The 18599-nt window shown below is 45.1% G+C and carries 17 protein-coding genes and 1 other RNA gene; 12 read left to right on the forward strand and 6 right to left on the reverse strand.

Going from position 1 to position 18599, the window contains the following annotated elements; genetic code table 11:
- Window positions 1-90: 90 nt before the first annotated feature.
- Window positions 91-219 carry a hypothetical protein gene (locus IGI89_RS06720; RefSeq protein WP_005233423.1) on the reverse strand — a complete coding sequence of 43 codons (129 nt, stop codon included), beginning with the start codon at window positions 217-219 and terminating at the stop codon, window positions 91-93.
- Between the two features lie 80 nt (window positions 220-299).
- Window positions 300-2300, reverse strand: a complete 2001-nt coding sequence (locus IGI89_RS06725; RefSeq protein WP_008382045.1) for a KUP/HAK/KT family potassium transporter — start codon at window positions 2298-2300, stop codon at window positions 300-302.
- A 270-nt stretch (window positions 2301-2570) separates the two neighbouring features.
- On the opposite strand from IGI89_RS06725, the gene IGI89_RS06730 reads away from it, so the two are divergent.
- Complete coding sequence (locus IGI89_RS06730; RefSeq protein WP_008382046.1) at window positions 2571-3326, forward strand: ABC transporter ATP-binding protein; 756 nt, start codon at window positions 2571-2573, stop codon at window positions 3324-3326.
- On the forward strand, window positions 3327-4907 hold the full coding sequence (locus IGI89_RS06735; RefSeq protein ID WP_438735464.1) for an ABC transporter: 1581 nt from the start codon (window positions 3327-3329) through the stop codon (window positions 4905-4907).
- Window positions 4908-5192: 285 nt separating this feature from the next.
- Here the strand turns inward: IGI89_RS06735 and IGI89_RS06740 are convergent, their stop codons facing one another.
- The 4 genes from IGI89_RS06740 to IGI89_RS06755 form a co-directional block, all read right to left on the reverse strand.
- A complete protein-coding gene (locus tag IGI89_RS06740) occupies window positions 5193-5672 on the reverse strand; it encodes a universal stress protein (protein WP_008382048.1) in 480 nt (159 codons plus the stop codon).
- A 64-nt stretch (window positions 5673-5736) separates the two neighbouring features.
- Window positions 5737-6027, reverse strand: a complete 291-nt coding sequence (locus IGI89_RS06745; RefSeq protein ID WP_005233435.1) for a hypothetical protein — start codon at window positions 6025-6027, stop codon at window positions 5737-5739.
- Between the two features lie 168 nt (window positions 6028-6195).
- A non-coding RNA gene (gene ssrS / locus IGI89_RS06750) (6S RNA) lies at window positions 6196-6390 on the reverse strand.
- A gap of 85 nt (window positions 6391-6475) precedes the next feature.
- Entirely contained in the window at window positions 6476-7753 is a 1278-nt protein-coding gene (locus IGI89_RS06755) for a replication-associated recombination protein A (protein ID WP_061053360.1), read from the reverse strand.
- Window positions 7754-7969: 216 nt separating this feature from the next.
- Between IGI89_RS06755 and IGI89_RS06760 the strand changes: the two genes are divergently transcribed.
- The 10 genes from IGI89_RS06760 (at window position 7970) to IGI89_RS06805 (ending at window position 18420) form a co-directional block, all read left to right on the forward strand.
- Window positions 7970-8668 carry a DNA-3-methyladenine glycosylase gene (locus IGI89_RS06760; protein WP_005233451.1) on the forward strand — a complete coding sequence of 233 codons (699 nt, stop codon included), beginning with the start codon at window positions 7970-7972 and terminating at the stop codon, window positions 8666-8668.
- Window positions 8604-9092, forward strand: coding sequence for a DUF3013 family protein (locus tag IGI89_RS06765; protein ID WP_034872159.1), 489 nt, complete (start codon window positions 8604-8606; stop codon window positions 9090-9092). The genes IGI89_RS06760 and IGI89_RS06765 overlap by 65 nt, the downstream gene beginning before the upstream one ends.
- 11 nt (window positions 9093-9103) lie before the next feature.
- Window positions 9104-10051, forward strand: coding sequence for a 50S ribosomal protein L11 methyltransferase (gene prmA / locus IGI89_RS06770; RefSeq protein WP_005233456.1), 948 nt, complete (start codon window positions 9104-9106; stop codon window positions 10049-10051).
- 1 nt (window position 10052) lies between these two features.
- Window positions 10053-10808, forward strand: a complete 756-nt coding sequence (locus IGI89_RS06775; RefSeq protein ID WP_016612975.1) for a 16S rRNA (uracil(1498)-N(3))-methyltransferase — start codon at window positions 10053-10055, stop codon at window positions 10806-10808.
- 4 nt (window positions 10809-10812) lie between these two features.
- The gene (locus IGI89_RS06780) at window positions 10813-11478 is read left to right on the forward strand and encodes a hypothetical protein (protein ID WP_005233460.1); all 666 of its coding nucleotides are present in this window, start codon (window positions 10813-10815) and stop codon (window positions 11476-11478) included.
- 187 nt (window positions 11479-11665) lie between these two features.
- On the forward strand, window positions 11666-13876 hold the full coding sequence (locus tag IGI89_RS06785) for a RelA/SpoT family protein (RefSeq protein WP_010749038.1): 2211 nt from the start codon (window positions 11666-11668) through the stop codon (window positions 13874-13876).
- A 6-nt stretch (window positions 13877-13882) separates the two neighbouring features.
- Window positions 13883-14329: a D-aminoacyl-tRNA deacylase gene (gene dtd, locus IGI89_RS06790; protein WP_438735466.1), complete on the forward strand. Its 447-nt coding sequence runs from the start codon at window positions 13883-13885 to the stop codon at window positions 14327-14329.
- Between the two features lie 313 nt (window positions 14330-14642).
- Window positions 14643-16193, forward strand: a complete 1551-nt coding sequence (locus IGI89_RS06795; protein WP_140966116.1) for an ABC transporter permease — start codon at window positions 14643-14645, stop codon at window positions 16191-16193.
- A gap of 12 nt (window positions 16194-16205) precedes the next feature.
- Window positions 16206-16880, forward strand: a complete 675-nt coding sequence (locus IGI89_RS06800) for an ABC transporter ATP-binding protein (protein ID WP_005227776.1) — start codon at window positions 16206-16208, stop codon at window positions 16878-16880.
- Entirely contained in the window at window positions 16873-18420 is a 1548-nt protein-coding gene (locus IGI89_RS06805; protein ID WP_008382063.1) for a PASTA domain-containing protein, read from the forward strand. The genes IGI89_RS06800 and IGI89_RS06805 overlap by 8 nt, the downstream gene beginning before the upstream one ends.
- The last annotated feature ends 179 nt before the right edge of the window (window positions 18421-18599 follow it).

An 18599-nucleotide genomic window follows, 5' to 3' on the forward strand; every position in this document is an offset into this window, starting at 1 on the left:
AGACCACTCAAAAAGGCCATGGATATCCATGGCCAGTGTTATTTAAACTCAGATTCTCTTGAGAAAAATACCTTGAGATGGCCATTGATTTTACGTAAATTTAACTGTTTTGGACAGACTCGTCCCGTCAACAGCAACTGTAAAACCAATTGCATGGCTAAATGCGATATGGTATCGTTGGTAATTTTCATTACTTGTTATTTTAGTCATGCGCATCATGGTCGTTTTCCCTCCTTTGTGTCTTTGTCTTTTCAGTGTACCTGAAAGTATCAGAAAGTTCAACCAGGACTGGCGGTTTCTTAGCGTTCCTCGATGCGTAATTCTGTCAGAGAGCTTTCTTTCATCTGACCGATGACCAAAGGAACGGTCTCATGAACCACATCGCTGTATTCTAAGCCGAACCAGCGTTCAGGTGAAATAGTATGGCGTTTGATAAAAAGCTTCGTCTGCATGACTTGCTTCTGCCATTTGCTTAATGCAGTTGCATTCGACAGCTCTTCTTCGATCATCACGAATTGGAAATCACCCACATTGCGTCCAGGCGTTAAGGAATAGCGTTGCGGCTGCAGCGGCAAGCGACCATCTTTCATCAATTCTTGAATGATTTGGCGAATGTAGAGATTGACTTCTTGCGGCACCCGAAAGCCGAGATAAAGCTTTAGTTTAACGATAAAATCGGTATCTGCCATCGAAACTTCATATTTTTTCGTATAAGGTTCATCGGTGACTTCCACATTGACGAACCAATACACTTTGGCACGCTTCGGCCGTTTGTCTAAAATGGAATAGATGAACTGCTGACCGATCTGATCGTCTTGCAGTTTAGGAACCATGAAGACGACGTTCGTCTGAGATAATGGCAAAGAATCATCTTCCCGCAACTGTTTCAATTGAGGGATGTAGGTAGAAAGTGCAACTTCTTCGGCAGCATTTTCTTGAATACGATTGCCCCATTCCCAAATCAGCATCACACCGATGATCACGCTGGCTAATAAGATGGCAACGTAACCGCCATGGAAAAATTTCGTCGCACTAGAGATAAAGAAAATGCCTTCGATCGCTGCAAAAAAGAGCGTGATGAACGGTGCCAAGAAACGGGTCTTCTTGTTTTGGTGCAAGTAGAAATACAGCAAAATAGTGGTCATCAACATCGTTACCGTAATGGCCAATCCATAAGCGGCTTCCATCCGAGTAGAGGTCTGGAAGAATAAGACCACGCCGGAACAGGCGATCCACAGCAAGGTGTTCAAGGCAGGAATATACATTTGCCCGATAGACGCCCCCGGATAGATGATTTGCATCCGCGGCAATAGTTTCAACTTGATGGCTTCAGAAACCAAGGTAAAGGAGCCAGACAGCAGAGCTTGCGAAGCAATGATGGCAGCGAGTGTGGCGAAGCTGACACCAAAGACTGTCCACCCTTGCGGCAACGCTTGGAAAAATGGATTCAAGTTTTCGATTTCTTGATAAGTCGGGTTTTGATAGACTTGCAGCAGCCAAGCCGCTTGACCAAAGTAATTCAGCATCAAGCAGATTTTGATATAGGGCCAGCTAGCATAAATGTTTTTCTTACCCACATGACCTAAGTCCGAGTAGAGGGCTTCCGCACCAGTAGTCGCCAAAAAGATATTGCCGAGAATAAAGAGACCAGCGCTGTTATCGGGACTAAAGAGCAGATTGATCGCATACCGGGGATCAAGGGCCCGAATCACCGAAAGGTCACCGGCAAAGTTCATCACACCGACGATGCCCAAGAAGGTGAACCAGCCTAGCATGATCGGTCCGAAGGCTTTGCCGACAAACTCAGTCCCAAAGCGCTGCAGGGCAAAGAGGACCAATAAGATTGCTAAGGTGATGCCGACGATGATCGATTGGTCATTGCCGAAGCGATCAAAAAAGGCTGGAATTCCCCGTAATCCTTCGATGGCAGTGGTTACGGTCACGGCAGGCGTCAATACCCCATCTGCTAGCAGGGCTGCGCCCCCGATGATCGCTGGAATAATCAAGTAGCGGCTGTTTTTACGAACTAAGGTATAAAGGGAAAAAATCCCGCCTTCTCCATGGTTATCCGCGTTTAATGCGATCAAGACGTACTTGATCGTCGTTAACAAGGTCAGCGTCCAAAAGACGAGCGAGACGCTGCCTAAGATAAAGTCGGGCGTTAAGGTGCGTAGTCCGCCATTATCCTCCACCAGGGCTTTCATTACGTAAAGTGGGCTCGTACCGATATCACCGTAGACCACCCCCATGGCGACTAAAAGTCCGCCGGCGGTCACTTTTTTCATTTTACTTGAACTCATTGACTGTTTTCCCTCCATTTTAAACTGCAAAAAGACCTAAGCGGCCCCTTGCCACTTAGGTCTTGCAAGAAACATCTTAAACCAGCGGATTCCCGCTTGCTGTTGATCTAAGATCATGGAACGATCCATGTGCTACTCCCCTAAAGTGCTCTTATTATCTTTGTTTTTGCAGCTCCTGTCAATTGATTTGATAAAAATGGCAATAAACATTTTTCTTTTACTACGTTTCAGCGTAAGATAACAATAGGTATGGAATAAGGAGGCAGGAAAATGATTGAGATCAAGAATCTGACGAAACAGTATGGACCCAAAAAAGCATTGTCTGATCTTTCCCTGACGATTCGTCAAGGGGAGATCTTTGGCTTTCTGGGACACAACGGGGCAGGGAAGTCGACAACGATCAAAAGCTTAGTTAGTATTTTACAACCGACGAGTGGGGAAATCTTTTTTGACGGTCAATCCCTCGTGGAACATCGGGAAGCGATAAAAAAACAAATTGCCTATGTGCCGGACACGCCAGATTTGTTTTTACAGCTGACGGCTGGGGAATATTGGGACTTGATTGCAGCAGCGTATGAAGTACCAGCAGCGGAAAAGGCCGAGCGTTTGCAAAAATTAGGGCGCTTGTTTGATATGCTGTCTCATGAAGAAGAGACCATCGCTAGCTTTTCCCATGGAATGCGGCAAAAAACGCTGCTGATTGGGGCATTGATCCCCGATCCGGACATTTGGATCTTGGACGAACCATTGCAAGGCTTAGATCCCCAAGCAGCGTATGATTTAAAAGAAATGATGAAACAGCATGCTGCCAAGGGCAAGACCGTGATTTTTTCTACCCACGTCTTAGACACCGCCCAGCAGTTGTGTGATCAATTAGCGATTTTGAAAAAAGGTGAGCTGCTGTACAATGGCTCAGTGGCAGATTTGCTGGCACAGCATCCGTCGCTTTCTTTGGAAACAATCTATCTGCAAATGACTGGGAGAAGTCAAGAAGAAGCGATTCTTGCAGAAGCGGAGGAAGCGTAGATGCGAAAACAACAATTTCTGACGCTGACCTCCGTTAATTTGCGGTATGCCAATCCCCAACTAACAGACAAAGCCCGCAAAAAAGGCAAGGCTGGTTCGACCTTGACCAGTTATTTGTTGTTTCAATATGCGCTTTCTGGAGTGGTGTTTCTGCTAGTCTATGGTTTGACGATGATCACATTGGATTTTAGTCAGATGCCGGGCTTTTTTACCTATTATGTCGCTTTGTTCGGAATCTTAGGCTTTTCCCAAGGGATTTCGTCCATTTACAATGTCTTCTTCGAAAGTCAAGATCTGCCAGCGTATTTGCCGCTGCCCTTTCGACAGAGTGAAATTTTTCTGGCAAAGATCGTGGTGGTATTTCTTACCGTTGCGCCGTTTATTTTTCCTTTGTTGGTCTTATTTCTCCTGACAGGGATTCGGGCAAACGTCTTTTTCTTGCTGACGGTCTTATGGGCGTTCTTGCTATTCGGCTTGTTTTTAGTCCTGATCTTCAGCATTTGCAGCTTGATCGTCTTCAGCCTGACGCGCACCAAGTTTTTCTTGAAGCATAAAAAATTGGTCACTAGTTTATTGCTAGGCGTGACGATGCTGGTTGTTGTGATCGGGGTCTTAATGATGAATCAGGTGAATACCTACGAGGCAGACGTGGTAGACCGAGGAGCGATCAGCTTTTTATTGCCCTTTTATTATGTGATGGTGGCGCCGTTTCAAACAACTGGTTTGCTTAGCTTGCTAGGGATCATCGCCACAGCAGGCGTGTTGCTTTTTGCCCTCTATCGGTTGATCTTGCCGAAGTTTTATGAGCAAGTGGCAGCCGCGGCGCCTAACCAAGGGAGTGTTCGTCGGAAGCATAAACCCAATCAAGGTTTGGGCCAGCTGTTGTTTAATTACAATTCGCAGTTGATCCGTGATCCGAATTTGATCATGCAAGTCTTTTCTTCCTCGTTACTGATGCCCATCATTTTTTTAGTGTCCTTTGTGTTTACTGGGGCGGTTCAGTTAAGTGAATTGGATGAGCGATTTATCGGTGTTGTTTTCGTGGCGGGGATCGCCTTGGCGGCACTGATGGTCAACCCGACTTCTTTTATCAGTAATTTGATTTCATTGGATCAGGAGAATTTCTTGTTTGTCCGCTCCTTGCCGTTATCGATGAAGCGCTACTTGCGGGAAAAATTCCGCTTTGGCGTCGTTTTGCAGCTGAGCTTAACGGCAGTCATCGTGCTGGCAGCAGTGCTTTTATTCAAAATGCCGCTGATTTTGGCTATCTCTTTCCTAGTAGGAGCACTTTGGAGCAGTTTTCTTTTGTGCTTGAAATATTTTGCTCGTGATTATCGATTGCTGCTTTTGGATTGGACCAATATCAGTCAATTGTTTACGAGAGGGGCGGGGAGTCTTGGGTTAGCCATTGGAACAGTCGCAACGCTATTTCTTTCCGTCATTGTTATCATCCTTTATGGCTTTGCTGCGACTTCGATTGATTTTTGGTTATTGAATGGTCCGGTTTTCTTTGTGATCCTCTTGACCAGCGTCCTTTGGATAGCCCACTATGACCATAGATTTTGGCGTCGTTTTTCCTAAGGGAAGCGACGCTTTGCTTTTTTTTATTTAAGGATGGATAAATTAACTATTTATTCAGAAAATTCAGAAAAACTATTTACAATCAAAAGGAAACATGGTTAGATAGGAGTACCTATTACTTTGCTTTCATTTTTTGCTGTACAAGTTTGGATAACCGACTTGTCAAAGAGCTGTGACCAAAGGCAAAAAGACCAATGAGACCTAAGTGCTCGTTGACTCTTTTGCTTTTGTCACGGTTTTTTTTGCACAAAAAAACCTGCCGTTCGTCGGCAGGTCGTCTAGCTATCAAGCTTTGGTGTGGTCTTTTTCTGGGATTTTGTTTTCTAGATCTGTCCGCACAACTAACACATCACAGCCAGCATGGCGAATGACATACTCAGACACGGAACCGATAAAGATTCGTTCCACGGCATTTAAACCAGTGGCACCGATCATAATCAAATCGATGTTGTGATCTTCGGGCAATTGTTTGGCAATGATTGGTTTTGGCGAGCCGTATTCAATCACTGTTTTGACTGCAGTTACTTGGTGTTTGCGGGCATAATCCTCATAGTCTTTCAAAGTTTGTTTGGCCATTTCGGTTGCTTGCTCAGCAAGCATGCCGTCAAAAGAAGAAACGGTTTGAAAGGCCCGAGTGTCGATCACATGTGCTAAAACTAATTCAGAATCATTCCGCTGTGCCACATTCACGGCTTTTTTGAAGGCTAATTCTGACTCGCTAGACCCATCGACGGCTACCATGATTCGTTGATATTGTTGTAACATAAGAAACACTCCCATCTGTTATCTTCTACTTTTATTGTAATGCTTTTTTCTGGAAAAAGAAAACCTAATCTTCCTTTTTTTTCATTTTTTGTGCCAGCAAGATGCTGAATGAAGCGGAAGAGAGCAGCAACAACGCCAAATAAAACAAGGCAATCAGCTCTCTATCGACAAAGCCCACAACCAATGCCACTACGCCTAAAAGGAAATGAATGAGGCTATAGGTTTTTAAGAAGACTTTATTCGCCTCAGTAGTAGGGATCAAAGTGAAAAAAATCGCTTGTTTGGCATAAAGCAAATAACTGGTGCCGAATAATACGAGTGCCACGATCGTAAATAATAGAAGAATCATAAACATACGCCATCCTATTCTAAGTTGATAGGTTTAGTATAGCGAACCCTAGAAAGAATAGCAAAAGCCACCCTTACTTTGATATCAGATGGAGGACGTTGCACGGTTTCTAACGGCTAGAAAACGCAAAAAAGCCATCTGTTAAAAACAGATGGCACATTCTAAAAAGAATGGGTAATATCCGTTGATGCCGTTCTTTTTCCCATAGTATTGATCCCGCAAATTCTAGCAGGTGGGTTCCACGGTCTAAGCTTCGAACTACCAAAGGAAAAGGCATGTTACCAGCATTGACACAAGACGGATCCCAAGATATCAATAAAAATGTTCGGTCAACACACAAAAGGGACAACTCGTACATCACAGAATTCCCACCCTTATAGTAGCATAGGAATGACGAAGGTGCAATAAAGTTGTTTGAAAACGATACCAAAAAGTCACTATTTTTTCTAAGCACCTAGTTTTTTTTCTTTCGTTGCTGCAATTGTTGGTACCGTTGGCCCAACGCTTGCTCGTATTTACCGGTGGCTTTCGGTTGATAATAGTGGGTACCTTTTAGCTTATCAGGTAAATATTGCTGATCGACCCATGCATCATCAAAATTATGTGGGTATTGATAGCCAACTCCTCGATTCAAGCTTTCGGCGCCTTTGTAATGACTGTCTCGTAAATGATCTGGGACATCGCCAGCTTTACCGCTACGAATATCTGCGATCGCTGCATCCACTGCCATGTAGGCCGAGTTGGATTTTGGTGACAAACATAGATCGACCACCGTATCGGCCAAAGGGATCCGCGCTTCCGGCAAGCCCAAACGTTCAGCGGCTAACACAGCATTGACGGTTCGAGCAGCGGCTGCTGGGTTAGCTAAACCGATGTCTTCATAACCGATGACCATCAAGCGCCGACAAATGATCGCCAAATCGCCTGCCTCTACTAAACGACCTAAGTAATGCAGCGCACCATCCACATCGCTGCCGCGAATCGATTTTTGAAAAGCAGAGATCACATCATAGTGCGCATCCCCATCTTTATCATGGGTCAATGCTTTGCGCTGTACGCACTCTTCGATGATCGCTAAGGTCAAATGAATAATGCCGTCTGGTCCTTTTGGTGTGGAACGGGCAGCGAGTTCTAAGCCATTGAGGGCGCTTCGTAAATCACCGTTGGTCGCTCGCGAAAGATGCAAGCGGGCATCATCGGTCAATACGATGGTTTCTGATCCAAGTCCGCGAGTTTCATCTGCTAAAGCTTGATCAATGGCGGTCAAAATATCTTCTTCTTGGAGCGGTTTGACTTCAAAAATCTGTGTCCGACTGCGAATCGCTGGATTGATCGTAATGTAGGGATTTTCCGTCGTGGCACCGATCATAATAATCTTGCCGCTTTCTAAATGGGGCAGTAAAAAGTCTTGTTTTGTCTTGTCTAGTCGATGGACTTCATCAAGCAATAAAATGACAGTACCGCTCATTTTGGCTTCCTCTGCCACGATTTGCAGGTCTTTTTTTGTATCTGTGGCGGCGTTCAGCATGCGAAACGCATAGCGTGTCGAGCCGGCGATCGCACTGGCAATGCTGGTTTTTCCGGTTCCCGGCGGTCCGTATAGAATCATCGAAGAAAGCATTTTGGCTTCGACCATTCGGCGAATGATTTTCCCCGGGCCAACCAAATGCTGCTGTCCGACGACTTCATCTAAGTTCCGTGGCCGCATTCGATAAGCAAGTGGCTGCTGCATAAAACGATCCTCTCCTTTTCCTGTAAGTATAACATAAGAACGTACATTCTCATAAACAAGCTGATTTGCGTCCTTACGAAAACAAAAGGGCGCGTATTTTCCACTCAGTCAGCAAAAAACAGGTTCGTTGAAAAGAAATCGTTGAGATCACCGCAACTCTGTAGTCAAAGATAGTAAGTTGACCGAGAATTGTGTAGAATAAAGAGGGTGATGAGAATGGATGAATTAATGGCACTATTTGCGACACAGCCGACAACGACCATCGCACGTGCCTTATTAGGAATGTATTTGGAACATGAGACCCCAGAAGGAACATTAGGTGGGTATATCGTGGATTGTGAAGCGTATCTAGGTCCCGATGATCTGGCGGCTCATAGTGTGGGCATGCGAAACACACCAAGGGTTCGGGCGATGTATCAGGAACCCGGCACGATTTATTTATATACGATGCATACGCATCGAATTGTCAACTTTATTACGCAACCAAAAGGCATCCCACAAGGAATCATGATTCGCGGGCTAGAACCGGTGGATGGGATTGACTTGATGGAACAACAGCGACAAAAAACGGGACCGGATGTAGCCAATGGCCCCGGGAAACTAGTACAGGCACTACAGATTCCAGCTGAGCTTTACGGCGAATCGATTTTTACGAGTCCGCTGCATTTGGTTCCTGAGCGCCGACGTACCCCAAAAGAAATTTTGGCATTGCCTCGAATTGGTATCCCGAACAAAGGGGAGTGGACTCAGATGCCGCTTCGATTTGCGGTAGCTGGTAATCCTTATTTAACAAATATACGAAAAGCCGCTGTTCAGCAAGATCATGGCTGGCTAGAAAGAAGGAATAGTGATGGCGAAAGAAACGATATTGACTTACTTAGATCAGCGATTAACGAAAAAAATCTCCGATTATGATGTGGCGATCGATTGGGATGCCAAAAATCATACCATCGAATTGGTGTTGCGCTTGTTTGCCGAAAATCCTCAACAAGTCCAAATCGACGATGCGCAAGGTGTGGCATCAGAGGAAGCGATCATTGAATTTGAAGATGGGATTTTGTTGTATGATCCACAAAAATCAACGTTTGATGAAGAAGATTATTTAGCGACGATTCCTTATGCAGGAAAAAAAGGGATCCAAAAAGCGTTGTTAGACGGATTGGTTGATTACATTCAAGAAATTTTAGAAGAAGGCCAAAGCGATCTGCTTGATTTCTTGAACGATGACAGTGAAGAAGCGATCTTTGAATTGCGATTCAACGAAGAAGCATTTGTGGAGAAAATGACGAACTATCAAGCCGGGGCTGGGGAAACCATGATCCCGTACCCTAGTTACTAAGGAGAACGAACATGAAATGGAATGAAGTAACCGTAGCGACAGCTAGCGAAGCAGTGGAAGCAGTCGCCAATATTTTAATGGAACACGGAGCAAGTGGGGTAGCGATCGAGGACGTTTTAGATGTCGAAAATTTTAAAAGCGATGCGTATGGCGAAATTTTGGATAAAGAAACCTATACGACCTTAGAAGAAGGTGCGCAAGTCAGTGCCTATTTCCCAGAGACGATTTTTTTGCCAGAAGTGCTGCCGACGATCAAAGCAGCCATCGACCGTCTGCCGGAGTATGGTTTGGCAATCGGCAAAAACACCATCACAACGAGCGAGGTCGTGGAAGAAGCATGGGCAACGGCCTGGAAAAAATATTACCATCCAGTCCGTATCTCCCGCTATCTGACGATCGTGCCGAGCTGGGAAAACTATCAACCGCTGCAAGAAGATGAAAAGATCATCACCCTTGATCCGGGAATGGCCTTTGGGACCGGCACGCATCCTACGACACGCTTGACATTACAAGCCCTAGAAGTCTACTTGCGGGGCGGTGAAACCGTCTTAGATGTCGGGACGGGCTCAGGGGTGTTAAGTATCGCCAGCAAATATTTAGGTGCCAAAGACGTGTTTGCTTATGATCTAGATGAAGTCGCTGTGAGGTCCGCCCAAGAAAATATGGCGATGAACCCCATTGCTCACGATGTGACCGTGCAAGCCAATGACCTTTTGCAAGGGGTGACGGTCCCTGCTGATCTTATCGTTGCCAATATTTTAGCGGATATCATTTTATTGATGATCCCTGATGCATGGCGTTTATTGAAGCAAGAGGGCACCTTGATCGTTTCTGGGATCATTGAGACGAAAAAACAATTAGTGATCGATGCCATGATCGCACAAGGCTTTGAGATCGATCAATTGTTCAATCAAAAAGACTGGTATGCGATCGCCTTTAAAAAACCAGAGGTAGAGTAAGATGCAGCGATATTTTTTACAGGAGCCTTATGAAGCAAAAGCGGTGTTTGCCGTTTCGGGAGAACCCTTCCACCATATGATCCGAGTGATGCGCATGACTCCCGGCACGAAAGTCGGTTTAGTTTTTGAGGATCATTTGGCGATCATCGCCAAGATCAAAGAGGCCGATGAAGAAACGGTTTACTTAGAGGAAGTCGAAAAAGAACAGCAGGACAAGGAATTGCCGCTGCAGGTCACGATCGCTAGCGGCTACCCGAAAGGCGACAAGCTGGACTTGATCGTTCAAAAAGGCACGGAACTTGGGGCGGCAGCCTTTATCGGTTTTCCTGCGCAAACTTCGGTCGTGAAATGGGATCAAAAGAAGTTACAGAAAAAGCAGCAGCGGCTGCAAAAAATCGCCCAAGAAGCGGCGGAGCAATCCCAACGGCAGATCGCACCAGCCATCACACTGCTGGATAACGCCAAAGCATTTTGGCAAAGCCTCAGTCAGTACGATGCGGTCCTAGTGGCTTATGAAGAATCAGCCAAGCAAGGAGAAGCAGCGATGCTGCTGCAAGTGATCACCGAATTGCCCGTTGGTAGCAAAGTTTTAGCGATCTTTGGCCCAGAAGGCGGTCTGACCCCCTCCGAAATCGAAGGAGCCCAGGAAAACAACGCTAAATTATGCGGGTTAGGCCCTCGGATTTTACGAACAGAAACAGCACCGTTTTATTTTTTAAGTGCTGTCAGTGTGCTAACGGAATTAAAGAGGATGTGAGTTGATGAATAAGAACCAAGAAGCAATCAGTGTCCGTTTGTTGACGGCCGATCTGACCGACTGGGTCTTGAAGGATTTTATCAATCAATATAAAACGGCTTTAAAGGAAGTCGTCGTTTTGCCTAGTGCCATTCGGCGGGCGAAAATCTTGGCACAAGGCTCTTCCTTACAAATCGGCGCAGTGATCGATTACCCCCTTGCCCAAGGAACACTGGCAAAGGTAGCGTTTGAAATCGGTCGGGCGTTTATGGAAGGTGCCGATTTTTTGGAAGTCTGGCTACCGGCTTCTTCCTTCATGGAAAATGATCGTGGCTTTGCGGAATTGACTGAAACGATTCGCTCCTTGACCTTGACAGGAGGGGAGATCCGCTTAGCTGTGCAAACCGAGATCATGAATGAATTGACGAAGATCCAAGTGGCACAACGCTTGAAAGAAGAAGCATGGCCAAAGATCGTGTTAGGACAAAAACAACCACTAGCAGAAGCATTGCACGACGTGAGCTTGTTTTCCTTAGATGGTGGCAGTCAACTGTCGATCCAGATCAATCCTGACACAATAGATGAACAAGCTATGCAATCACTACAGGCTGCCGGCGCCGAGAAAATCGGGCTCTCGTATCATGTTTTTGAAGAATTGCTTAAGGACAAGCCGGCACCCGATGTGCTTTGAACAACAGCGATTGAAAAATAGCTGAAAAATTTGTATAATAATACTACTAAATAAGAACTGCAGGTTAGACAGGAGTCCCATGCTTAGAACGTTTGTCCGCAAGGCTTTGGGTGCGTGACGAAACGTTAACAGCGACTTCTGTCTGCCTTTTTGATAGCACAAAAAAGAAGAGCAGGAGGCGGAATGAATGGCAAAAGAAGTTATATTGACCGGGCCCAATGTCATCAAATTGGTCGCTCATTATATGAGTGAAGAACACGTTGCCTTTGTCCAAAAAGCATTAGACTACGCGACAGAAGCCCACAAAGAACAATTCCGTAAATCCGGCGAGCCTTACATTATTCATCCAATCCAAGTTGCGGGGATCTTGGCAGAATTGCAGATGGACCCTCATACCGTTGCAACTGGTTTTTTGCATGATGTCGTCGAAGATACCGATGTGACGTTAGCCGATCTGAAAGAAGAATTCGGTGCCGATGTAGCGATGCTAGTGGATGGCGTGACCAAGCTGGGTAAGATCAAGTACAAATCTCATGAAGAACAATTAGCAGAAAATCATCGGAAAATGTTGATCGCCATGGCGCAAGATTTACGGGTCATCATGGTCAAACTGGCTGACCGTTTACATAATATGCGTACGTTGAAACATCTGCGGGAAGACAAACAACGCCGCATCGCCCAAGAAACGATGGAAATCTATGCCCCATTGGCTCATCGTTTAGGGATCAGCCGAATCAAATGGGAACTAGAAGATATTTCTTTGCGTTACTTGAATCCACAGCAATATTACCGAATCGTGCATTTGATGCAGACCAAACGAGAAGAACGGGAATCCTACGTTTCCGAAACCGTGGAAGAGATTCGGATCGCTACGGAGGAACTAGATATCTATGCTGAGATCTATGGTCGACCAAAGCATATTTACTCGATCTATCGCAAAATGAAAGACCAAAAGAAACAGTTCAATGAAATTTATGATTTGTTGGCGATCCGAGTGATCGTTGACTCCATCAAAGATTGTTACGCGGTTTTGGGAACGATCCATACAAAATGGAAACCAATGCCTGGGCGGTTCAAGGACTATATCGCTATGCCAAAAGCCAACATGTACCAATCGCTGCATACGACGGTCATTGGTCCCAAAGGCAATCCTGTCGAGATCCAAATTCGGACCCATGAAATGCATGAGATCGCTGAATTTGGGGTTGCTGCGCACTGGGCCTATAAAGAAGGCAAGACCGAAAAAGTCCGAGCCGACAAGATGACCCAACAAGTTGGCTGGTTCCGTGAAATCTTGGAACTGCAAGATGAAAGCTATGATGCTTCTGAATTTATGGAAGGTGTCAAAGGGGACATTTTCAGCGACAAAGTCTATGTATTTACGCCAAAAGGTGATGTGACGGAGTTGCCTCAAGGCTCCAGTCCACTGGATTTTGCCTATAGCATCCATACCGACATCGGCAACAAAACTACTGGTGCCAAGGTCAACGGCAAAATGGTCCAATTAGACTATAAGCTGAAAAATGGCGACATTATTGAGATTCTGACATCACCGAATTCCTTTGGGCCAAGCCGCGACTGGGTCAAACTAGTGGCTACCAGCAAAGCGAAGAACAAAATCAAACGATTTTTTAAAGCCCAAGATCGTGATGAGAATATCATCAAAGGACATGAGGCAGTGGTTCGTACCTTACAAGATATGGGCTTTGTGCCAAAAGAATTCTTGACGAAAAGCAAAATGGCGGAAGCTTGCGAACGATTCAATTATCAAACAGAAGATGACCTGTTTGCCTCTGTCGGCTATGGGGAAGTCAGTCCCACGACCTTAGCCAACCGTTTGACCGAAGAAGAACGGCGCGAGAAACAAATCGAGAAGCAAAAGCAGCAAGTCCAAGAGATGATCAATCAACCGGCGAAAAAAGAACCAGAAAAAATGAAGGTTCGTCACGAAGGCGGCATTGTCATTGAAGGGGTCGATAACTTGTTGATCCGCATCTCCCGCTGCTGCAATCCGGTTCCTGGGGATTCGATCGTCGGCTATATTACTAAAGGGCGGGGAATCTCGATCCACCGCAGCGATTGTCCCAATGTTCAAAACAAAGACGCCGCGAACCGTTTGATTGACGTTGAGTGGGAAGATGCCACCGACATCAACAAAGAATACGATGCCGATCTTGAGATCTACGGCTATGATCGTTCTGGGTTGCTCAACGATGTCTTACAGACAGTCAACACTGTCACCAAGCGTTTGGTAAGTGTCGAAGCCAAAACCAATAAAGACAAAATGGCAACGATCCGTATCACGGTGGCGATTCAGAATTTGACTCATTTGAAATCGATCGTTGATAAAATCAAGCAGATTCCAGATGTTTACAGCGTCAGACGTACGAAGGGGTGAGAAAGAATGCGGGCAGTGATCCAGCGAGTCAGTCAAGCAAGCGTGTCGATTGAGGACAATATCGTCGGTGCGATCCAACAAGGGTTCATGGTTTTGTTGGGGATCACCCATGAGGATACAGGCGACGATGTGGCTTATCTCGTAAGAAAAATCAAAAATCTGCGGGTTTATGAAGACGAAGAGGGCAAAATGAATCGGTCACTGGAAAGCATAAACGGCGCCGTCTTGAGTATTTCACAGTTCACCCTTTATGGGGAGACCAAGAAAGGCAATCGCCCTAGTTTCATTCAAGCGGCACCGCCAAGTATTGCGATCCCGCTTTACGAAGCCTTTAATGAAGGTTTACAAGCCGAAGGCATCACTGTTGCTACTGGAAAATTTGGCGCAGATATGCAAGTCGCCTTGGTCAATGATGGCCCGGTGACGATCGTGATCGATACGAAAGAAAAATAGGGAATACAAAACGAAGGATTTTCTCGCTGGAAAAGAGTGGGAGAATTCCTTCGTTTTTTTTATACTCTCGAAAGCGCTAAGCATTTTTGATGGAATCCAAGTGAAATCTAAGTTGAAATCGGGAAATCTTACAAAACTGTTAGCAAAAATTCCATTCTTTTATTTGTTATTTAACATCTTTTTCTTGTTCTTTTATAAGGGTTATTAAATGGAAATATCTTTTTCACCCGTTTTTTAATATTTTAAATTCGAAAAACGATCCTTTATTGCGATTGTTCTTGAGGGAGAAGTATGGAATAATTGTTAAAAAATAATGTCACTGGAGGAAATAACAATGAACTTTTGGCAGCGTGCATTAAAGAGTATCACCAGAAGAAAAGGGAAATCATTTATTTTATTTTTAGTTCTATTTATTTTAGGCAATGTGATCGCTGGTGCTGTAGCAATTCAACAATCCACTGCCAACGTGGAGCGAGAGACGAAACGCAAAATGGGGAACGTAGCTACGGTGGAAATGGATTGGGAAGGTTTTGAAAAAGACCATGCGGATGCTTCGGAGGAAGAGCAGTCACAAGAAGATTTTTATCCGAAACCACCAGCGCTGGATCTTTATGAGCAAATCGGTCAATTAAGCTATGTGAAATATTTTGATTACCAAAATCAAGCTTGGTTAGAAACAACAAAATTGAAAGCCTATACGCCGGAGGATGGATCGGTCGGCATGGGTGGCAACTACTTCTCTTTGAAGGGCGGAAATTTGGTTGAGCCATTAGACATGCAAGAAGGCTTGATTCGCTTGGAGGAAGGCGAGGGATTGACAGAAAAAGATGTCAGTGAATTGACGAACGCGGTATTGATCAGTAAAGAGATCGCAGAATTGAATAACCTGAGTGTCGGTGATCAATTGGTATGGGATACACGGGCAGAAGTCATGATGGAAGGTGGTTCAAGCGAGGGAGTAAGTGATGATAGTGAGGATGCGACGGACGAAACGGCTGAGAGTGGCAATCGTGTCGCGACCTTTGATTATCCCGTGACCATTGCAGGGATCTTTTCTGTAATTAAAAAGGATCAAAGCAATCAAAGTAGTTCATCAGATCAAAGTGATTCACAAAATAGTGATCAGGTATGGCAAGTGATGGAACAAATCAATACCTTTTATGCTAGCAATAATTTAGTGCAAGATTTTAACAAATTGCAGTCTGAAAAACTTTGGGGTCAAGAAGTGATCGAAGAAGAGTCAGACGCCTATTATCAACCGATCTTTGTCCTAAATTCAACGGATGACGTCGAAGCCTTTAAACAAGAAGCCGGTGCGTTATTGCCCCAATATTATCGTATCATTGCTAATACGGATCAATACGAGCAGATCGCCGGTGGCTTTACTCGGTTAGGGGTGATCGCAAATTACATCGTGATCATTGCGTCGATCGCAACCATCTTTATTATTTCCTTAGTGGTCTTGCTTTTCTTACGAGATCGGAAACAAGAATTGGGCATCTATCTCTCCTTAGGGGAAAGCCGTGGGAAAGTCATTGGACAGATCGTGATTGAAGTCTTGCTGGTTAGTTTAGCCGCACTGCTATTGTCCTTAGTGACCGGGAACTTATTAGGTGGTGCCGTTTCAAATACCTTGATGCAAAACGATTGGATGAGCAATCAAAATGATATGGGCGGTGTTTATTCTGGCGGTTTGATGGCAGCTGATATTGATTACATGGATATCAAGAATGCCTATCAAGTGTCCTTCTCAGCAGGCTACATCATTACGTATCTGCTGTTAGGTTTAGGAACCGTCTTGTTCTCAGCTATTTTACCGCTGTTGTATATTTTACGCTTGAATCCAAAGAAAATCATGATGTAGGAGGAACCAACGATGACTTTATTAGAAACCAAAGCAGTCGATTACTATTACCAAGACGGCGATCAGCGCCGCTATATACTGAAAGAGACCTCTGTTTCTTTTGAAAAAGGGACTTTCTATGCCATCTTAGGGCAATCTGGTTCGGGAAAAACGACGTTTTTATCCTTGATCAGTGCGTTGGATAGTCCGAAAAGCGGTCAAGTACTTTATGAAGGCACCGATATCGAAAAAATTGGGCATGAAAATTATCGCCGCGACGACATCAGTATCATTTTCCAAAGCTATAATCTGATTCCCTATTTAAGTGCAGTTGAAAATGTCTTAGTGCCGATGGCGATCACAAAAAATCAGCTGCCAGACAATCAGCGAGAAGTGGCATACAATTTACTGGATTATATAGGCATCACCAAAGAAAAAGCCGATCGGCTCGTCAATCAATTATCTGGTGGAGAACAACAGCGGGTAGCGATCGCCCGGGCGTTAGCCACCAATGTCGATATCATTTTAGCGGACGAACCAACCGGGAATTTGGATGAAGAAATGGAACAAGAGATCATCGATATCTTTAAGGAGCTGGCACACGTCCACAACAAATGTGTGATCGTCGTGACCCACGCTAACGAGATCGCTCAACAAGCGGATGAAGTCTTGTATTTACGTAAAGGTGTGTTGAGTAAACATGAGTGATTTTTTATCAAATTTTAGCCCGGACAACTATGATGGCAAAAAGAAATCCGCTGGCAATAGCGAGAAAAAAACTAGCGAACCTGTCGGAGATCAAAATGCAAGAGGCGCGGAGCAAGCGAGCAAACCAGCGGAGCCAACGACGGTTCACCAATCAGAAGAGCCGACAGCTAGTGAGCCGATGAGTCGCTCGGCAGCCCGTCAACAAACACAGACGACTGAAGCAAAAGCGGCGAGTTCTGCGACTGAGAAGGTAGCATCAAAGGAACCAGTCAGCCGTTTTGGTAAAGAAGAAACGGAATTTGATCCGACCTACAAAAAGCGTCAGCAGAAAAAAATCTTGCTGATTGCTTTACTGACCGCCTTGGCGGTTGCCGTGATCGGGATCGTCTATTATCAGATGACCCATGTGAAGGTGCCGGATTTCACTGCCCAAGATCTGTCAGAAGCGCGGACGTGGGGCATGGAAGAAGGCGTCGCTATCAAAGTGGAGCAAGAATATGACTTTGACAAAGACGTCAACCAAGTAATCGACCAAAGTGTCGACCCTGAGAAAAAAATCAAGAAGGGTGCCACACTGACACTGACGGCGAGTCTCGGGCCTGATCCTGAAGAACGCTTAGAGCTACCGGATTTTTCAGCGATGCAAGTGACCGAAGCAAAAGATTGGATCGCTAGCAATAAAGCCGAAAACCTCTCTTTGATCGAACAATTTGACGACAATGTAGCAGCAGAAGCTTTTATCAAACAAGAGGCGGCCAACAAAGAGCTTGATTTAGCCGAATACAAACGCAAAGACCGTTTGAGTGTCTACTATTCAAAGGGCAAAGAAGTCTTTGAAAAAAATATTGAAGTACCTGATTTTACAGGCAAAGCCAAAAGTGAAGCTTCTGAATGGGCGAAAAAGAATGACTTGAAATACAAAGAAGAAACCGTCTTTTCTGACAGTGTCGCCCTGGATCTGGTCGTTTCACAAGAACCAGTCAAAGGCAGCAAACTTGCGAAAAAAGAAGAATTTGTGGTGAAGGTCTCAAAAGGCCAAGCTTTGACCGTTCCAGATTTTTCACAATACACGATCGAAGAAGCCCAAGGACTAGAATCAAAAATCCCGCTGCAAGTCAGCACGGTCTATTCCGATCAAGTGGCGTATGGTAGTTTCTTGAGTCAGTCGGAGGAAGCGGGCAAAGAGTACAGCGAAAGCGATACTTTGCCAACTGTCAAAGTCGTCTACTCATTAGGTAGACCGTATTTGAAAGACATCCGTTTCCAAGCAACGGAAGGCGACTTGCCAAAACTATTCTTTGATGAATACAAATCAAAAGGCGCCAATGTCTATTACGAAATCTACTATGTCGATTCGGCGGAACCAAAAGGAACCGTCGTTGAAATGAGCCGCTACGGCGAGTTCATTCCCCTAGAAACGTGGATCACCATCGGTATCAGCCGCGGCAATCTGCAAGGCAGTACCCAAACACCGCCGGCAGAGGATGGCGGGGAGGCGGATGAACCGGTCAGTACCGCTAGTTCATCTGCTGCCGAATAATCTCGCAACCGACACTTTTTCACACAGCATCAAAAGGTAAGCACCCTTCCTTGGAAGGGTGTTTTTACTTACTAATTGTAAAAAAAAACACGAGCGAGCCGCTTGAAATCGCTGGATCGATAAAGTAAACTTGATGGTAACGAGAAAAAATGGCTCCGCAGTGCCATCTATAGAAGGGA

Source organism: Enterococcus sp. AZ141, assembly GCF_051714385.1.
Lineage (GTDB): Bacteria > Bacillota > Bacilli > Lactobacillales > Enterococcaceae > Enterococcus_D > Enterococcus_D entomosocium.

Coding starts and splice junctions, on each gene's coding strand:
- IGI89_RS06720 (WP_005233423.1), bottom strand. CDS start 219: ATGATGCGCATGACTAAAATAACAAGTAATGAAAATTACCAACGATAC.
- IGI89_RS06725 (WP_008382045.1), bottom strand. CDS start 2,300: ATGAGTTCAAGTAAAATGAAAAAAGTGACCGCCGGCGGACTTTTAGTC.
- IGI89_RS06730 (WP_008382046.1), top strand. CDS start 2,571: ATGATTGAGATCAAGAATCTGACGAAACAGTATGGACCCAAAAAAGCA.
- IGI89_RS06735 (WP_438735464.1), top strand. CDS start 3,327: ATGCGAAAACAACAATTTCTGACGCTGACCTCCGTTAATTTGCGGTAT.
- IGI89_RS06740 (WP_008382048.1), bottom strand. CDS start 5,672: ATGTTACAACAATATCAACGAATCATGGTAGCCGTCGATGGGTCTAGC.
- IGI89_RS06745 (WP_005233435.1), bottom strand. CDS start 6,027: ATGTTTATGATTCTTCTATTATTTACGATCGTGGCACTCGTATTATTC.
- IGI89_RS06755 (WP_061053360.1), bottom strand. CDS start 7,753: ATGCAGCAGCCACTTGCTTATCGAATGCGGCCACGGAACTTAGATGAA.
- IGI89_RS06760 (WP_005233451.1), top strand. CDS start 7,970: ATGGATGAATTAATGGCACTATTTGCGACACAGCCGACAACGACCATC.
- IGI89_RS06765 (WP_034872159.1), top strand. CDS start 8,604: ATGGCGAAAGAAACGATATTGACTTACTTAGATCAGCGATTAACGAAA.
- prmA (WP_005233456.1), top strand. CDS start 9,104: ATGAAATGGAATGAAGTAACCGTAGCGACAGCTAGCGAAGCAGTGGAA.
- IGI89_RS06775 (WP_016612975.1), top strand. CDS start 10,053: ATGCAGCGATATTTTTTACAGGAGCCTTATGAAGCAAAAGCGGTGTTT.
- IGI89_RS06780 (WP_005233460.1), top strand. CDS start 10,813: ATGAATAAGAACCAAGAAGCAATCAGTGTCCGTTTGTTGACGGCCGAT.
- IGI89_RS06785 (WP_010749038.1), top strand. CDS start 11,666: ATGGCAAAAGAAGTTATATTGACCGGGCCCAATGTCATCAAATTGGTC.
- dtd (WP_438735466.1), top strand. CDS start 13,883: ATGCGGGCAGTGATCCAGCGAGTCAGTCAAGCAAGCGTGTCGATTGAG.
- IGI89_RS06795 (WP_140966116.1), top strand. CDS start 14,643: ATGTCACTGGAGGAAATAACAATGAACTTTTGGCAGCGTGCATTAAAG.
- IGI89_RS06800 (WP_005227776.1), top strand. CDS start 16,206: ATGACTTTATTAGAAACCAAAGCAGTCGATTACTATTACCAAGACGGC.
- IGI89_RS06805 (WP_008382063.1), top strand. CDS start 16,873: ATGAGTGATTTTTTATCAAATTTTAGCCCGGACAACTATGATGGCAAA.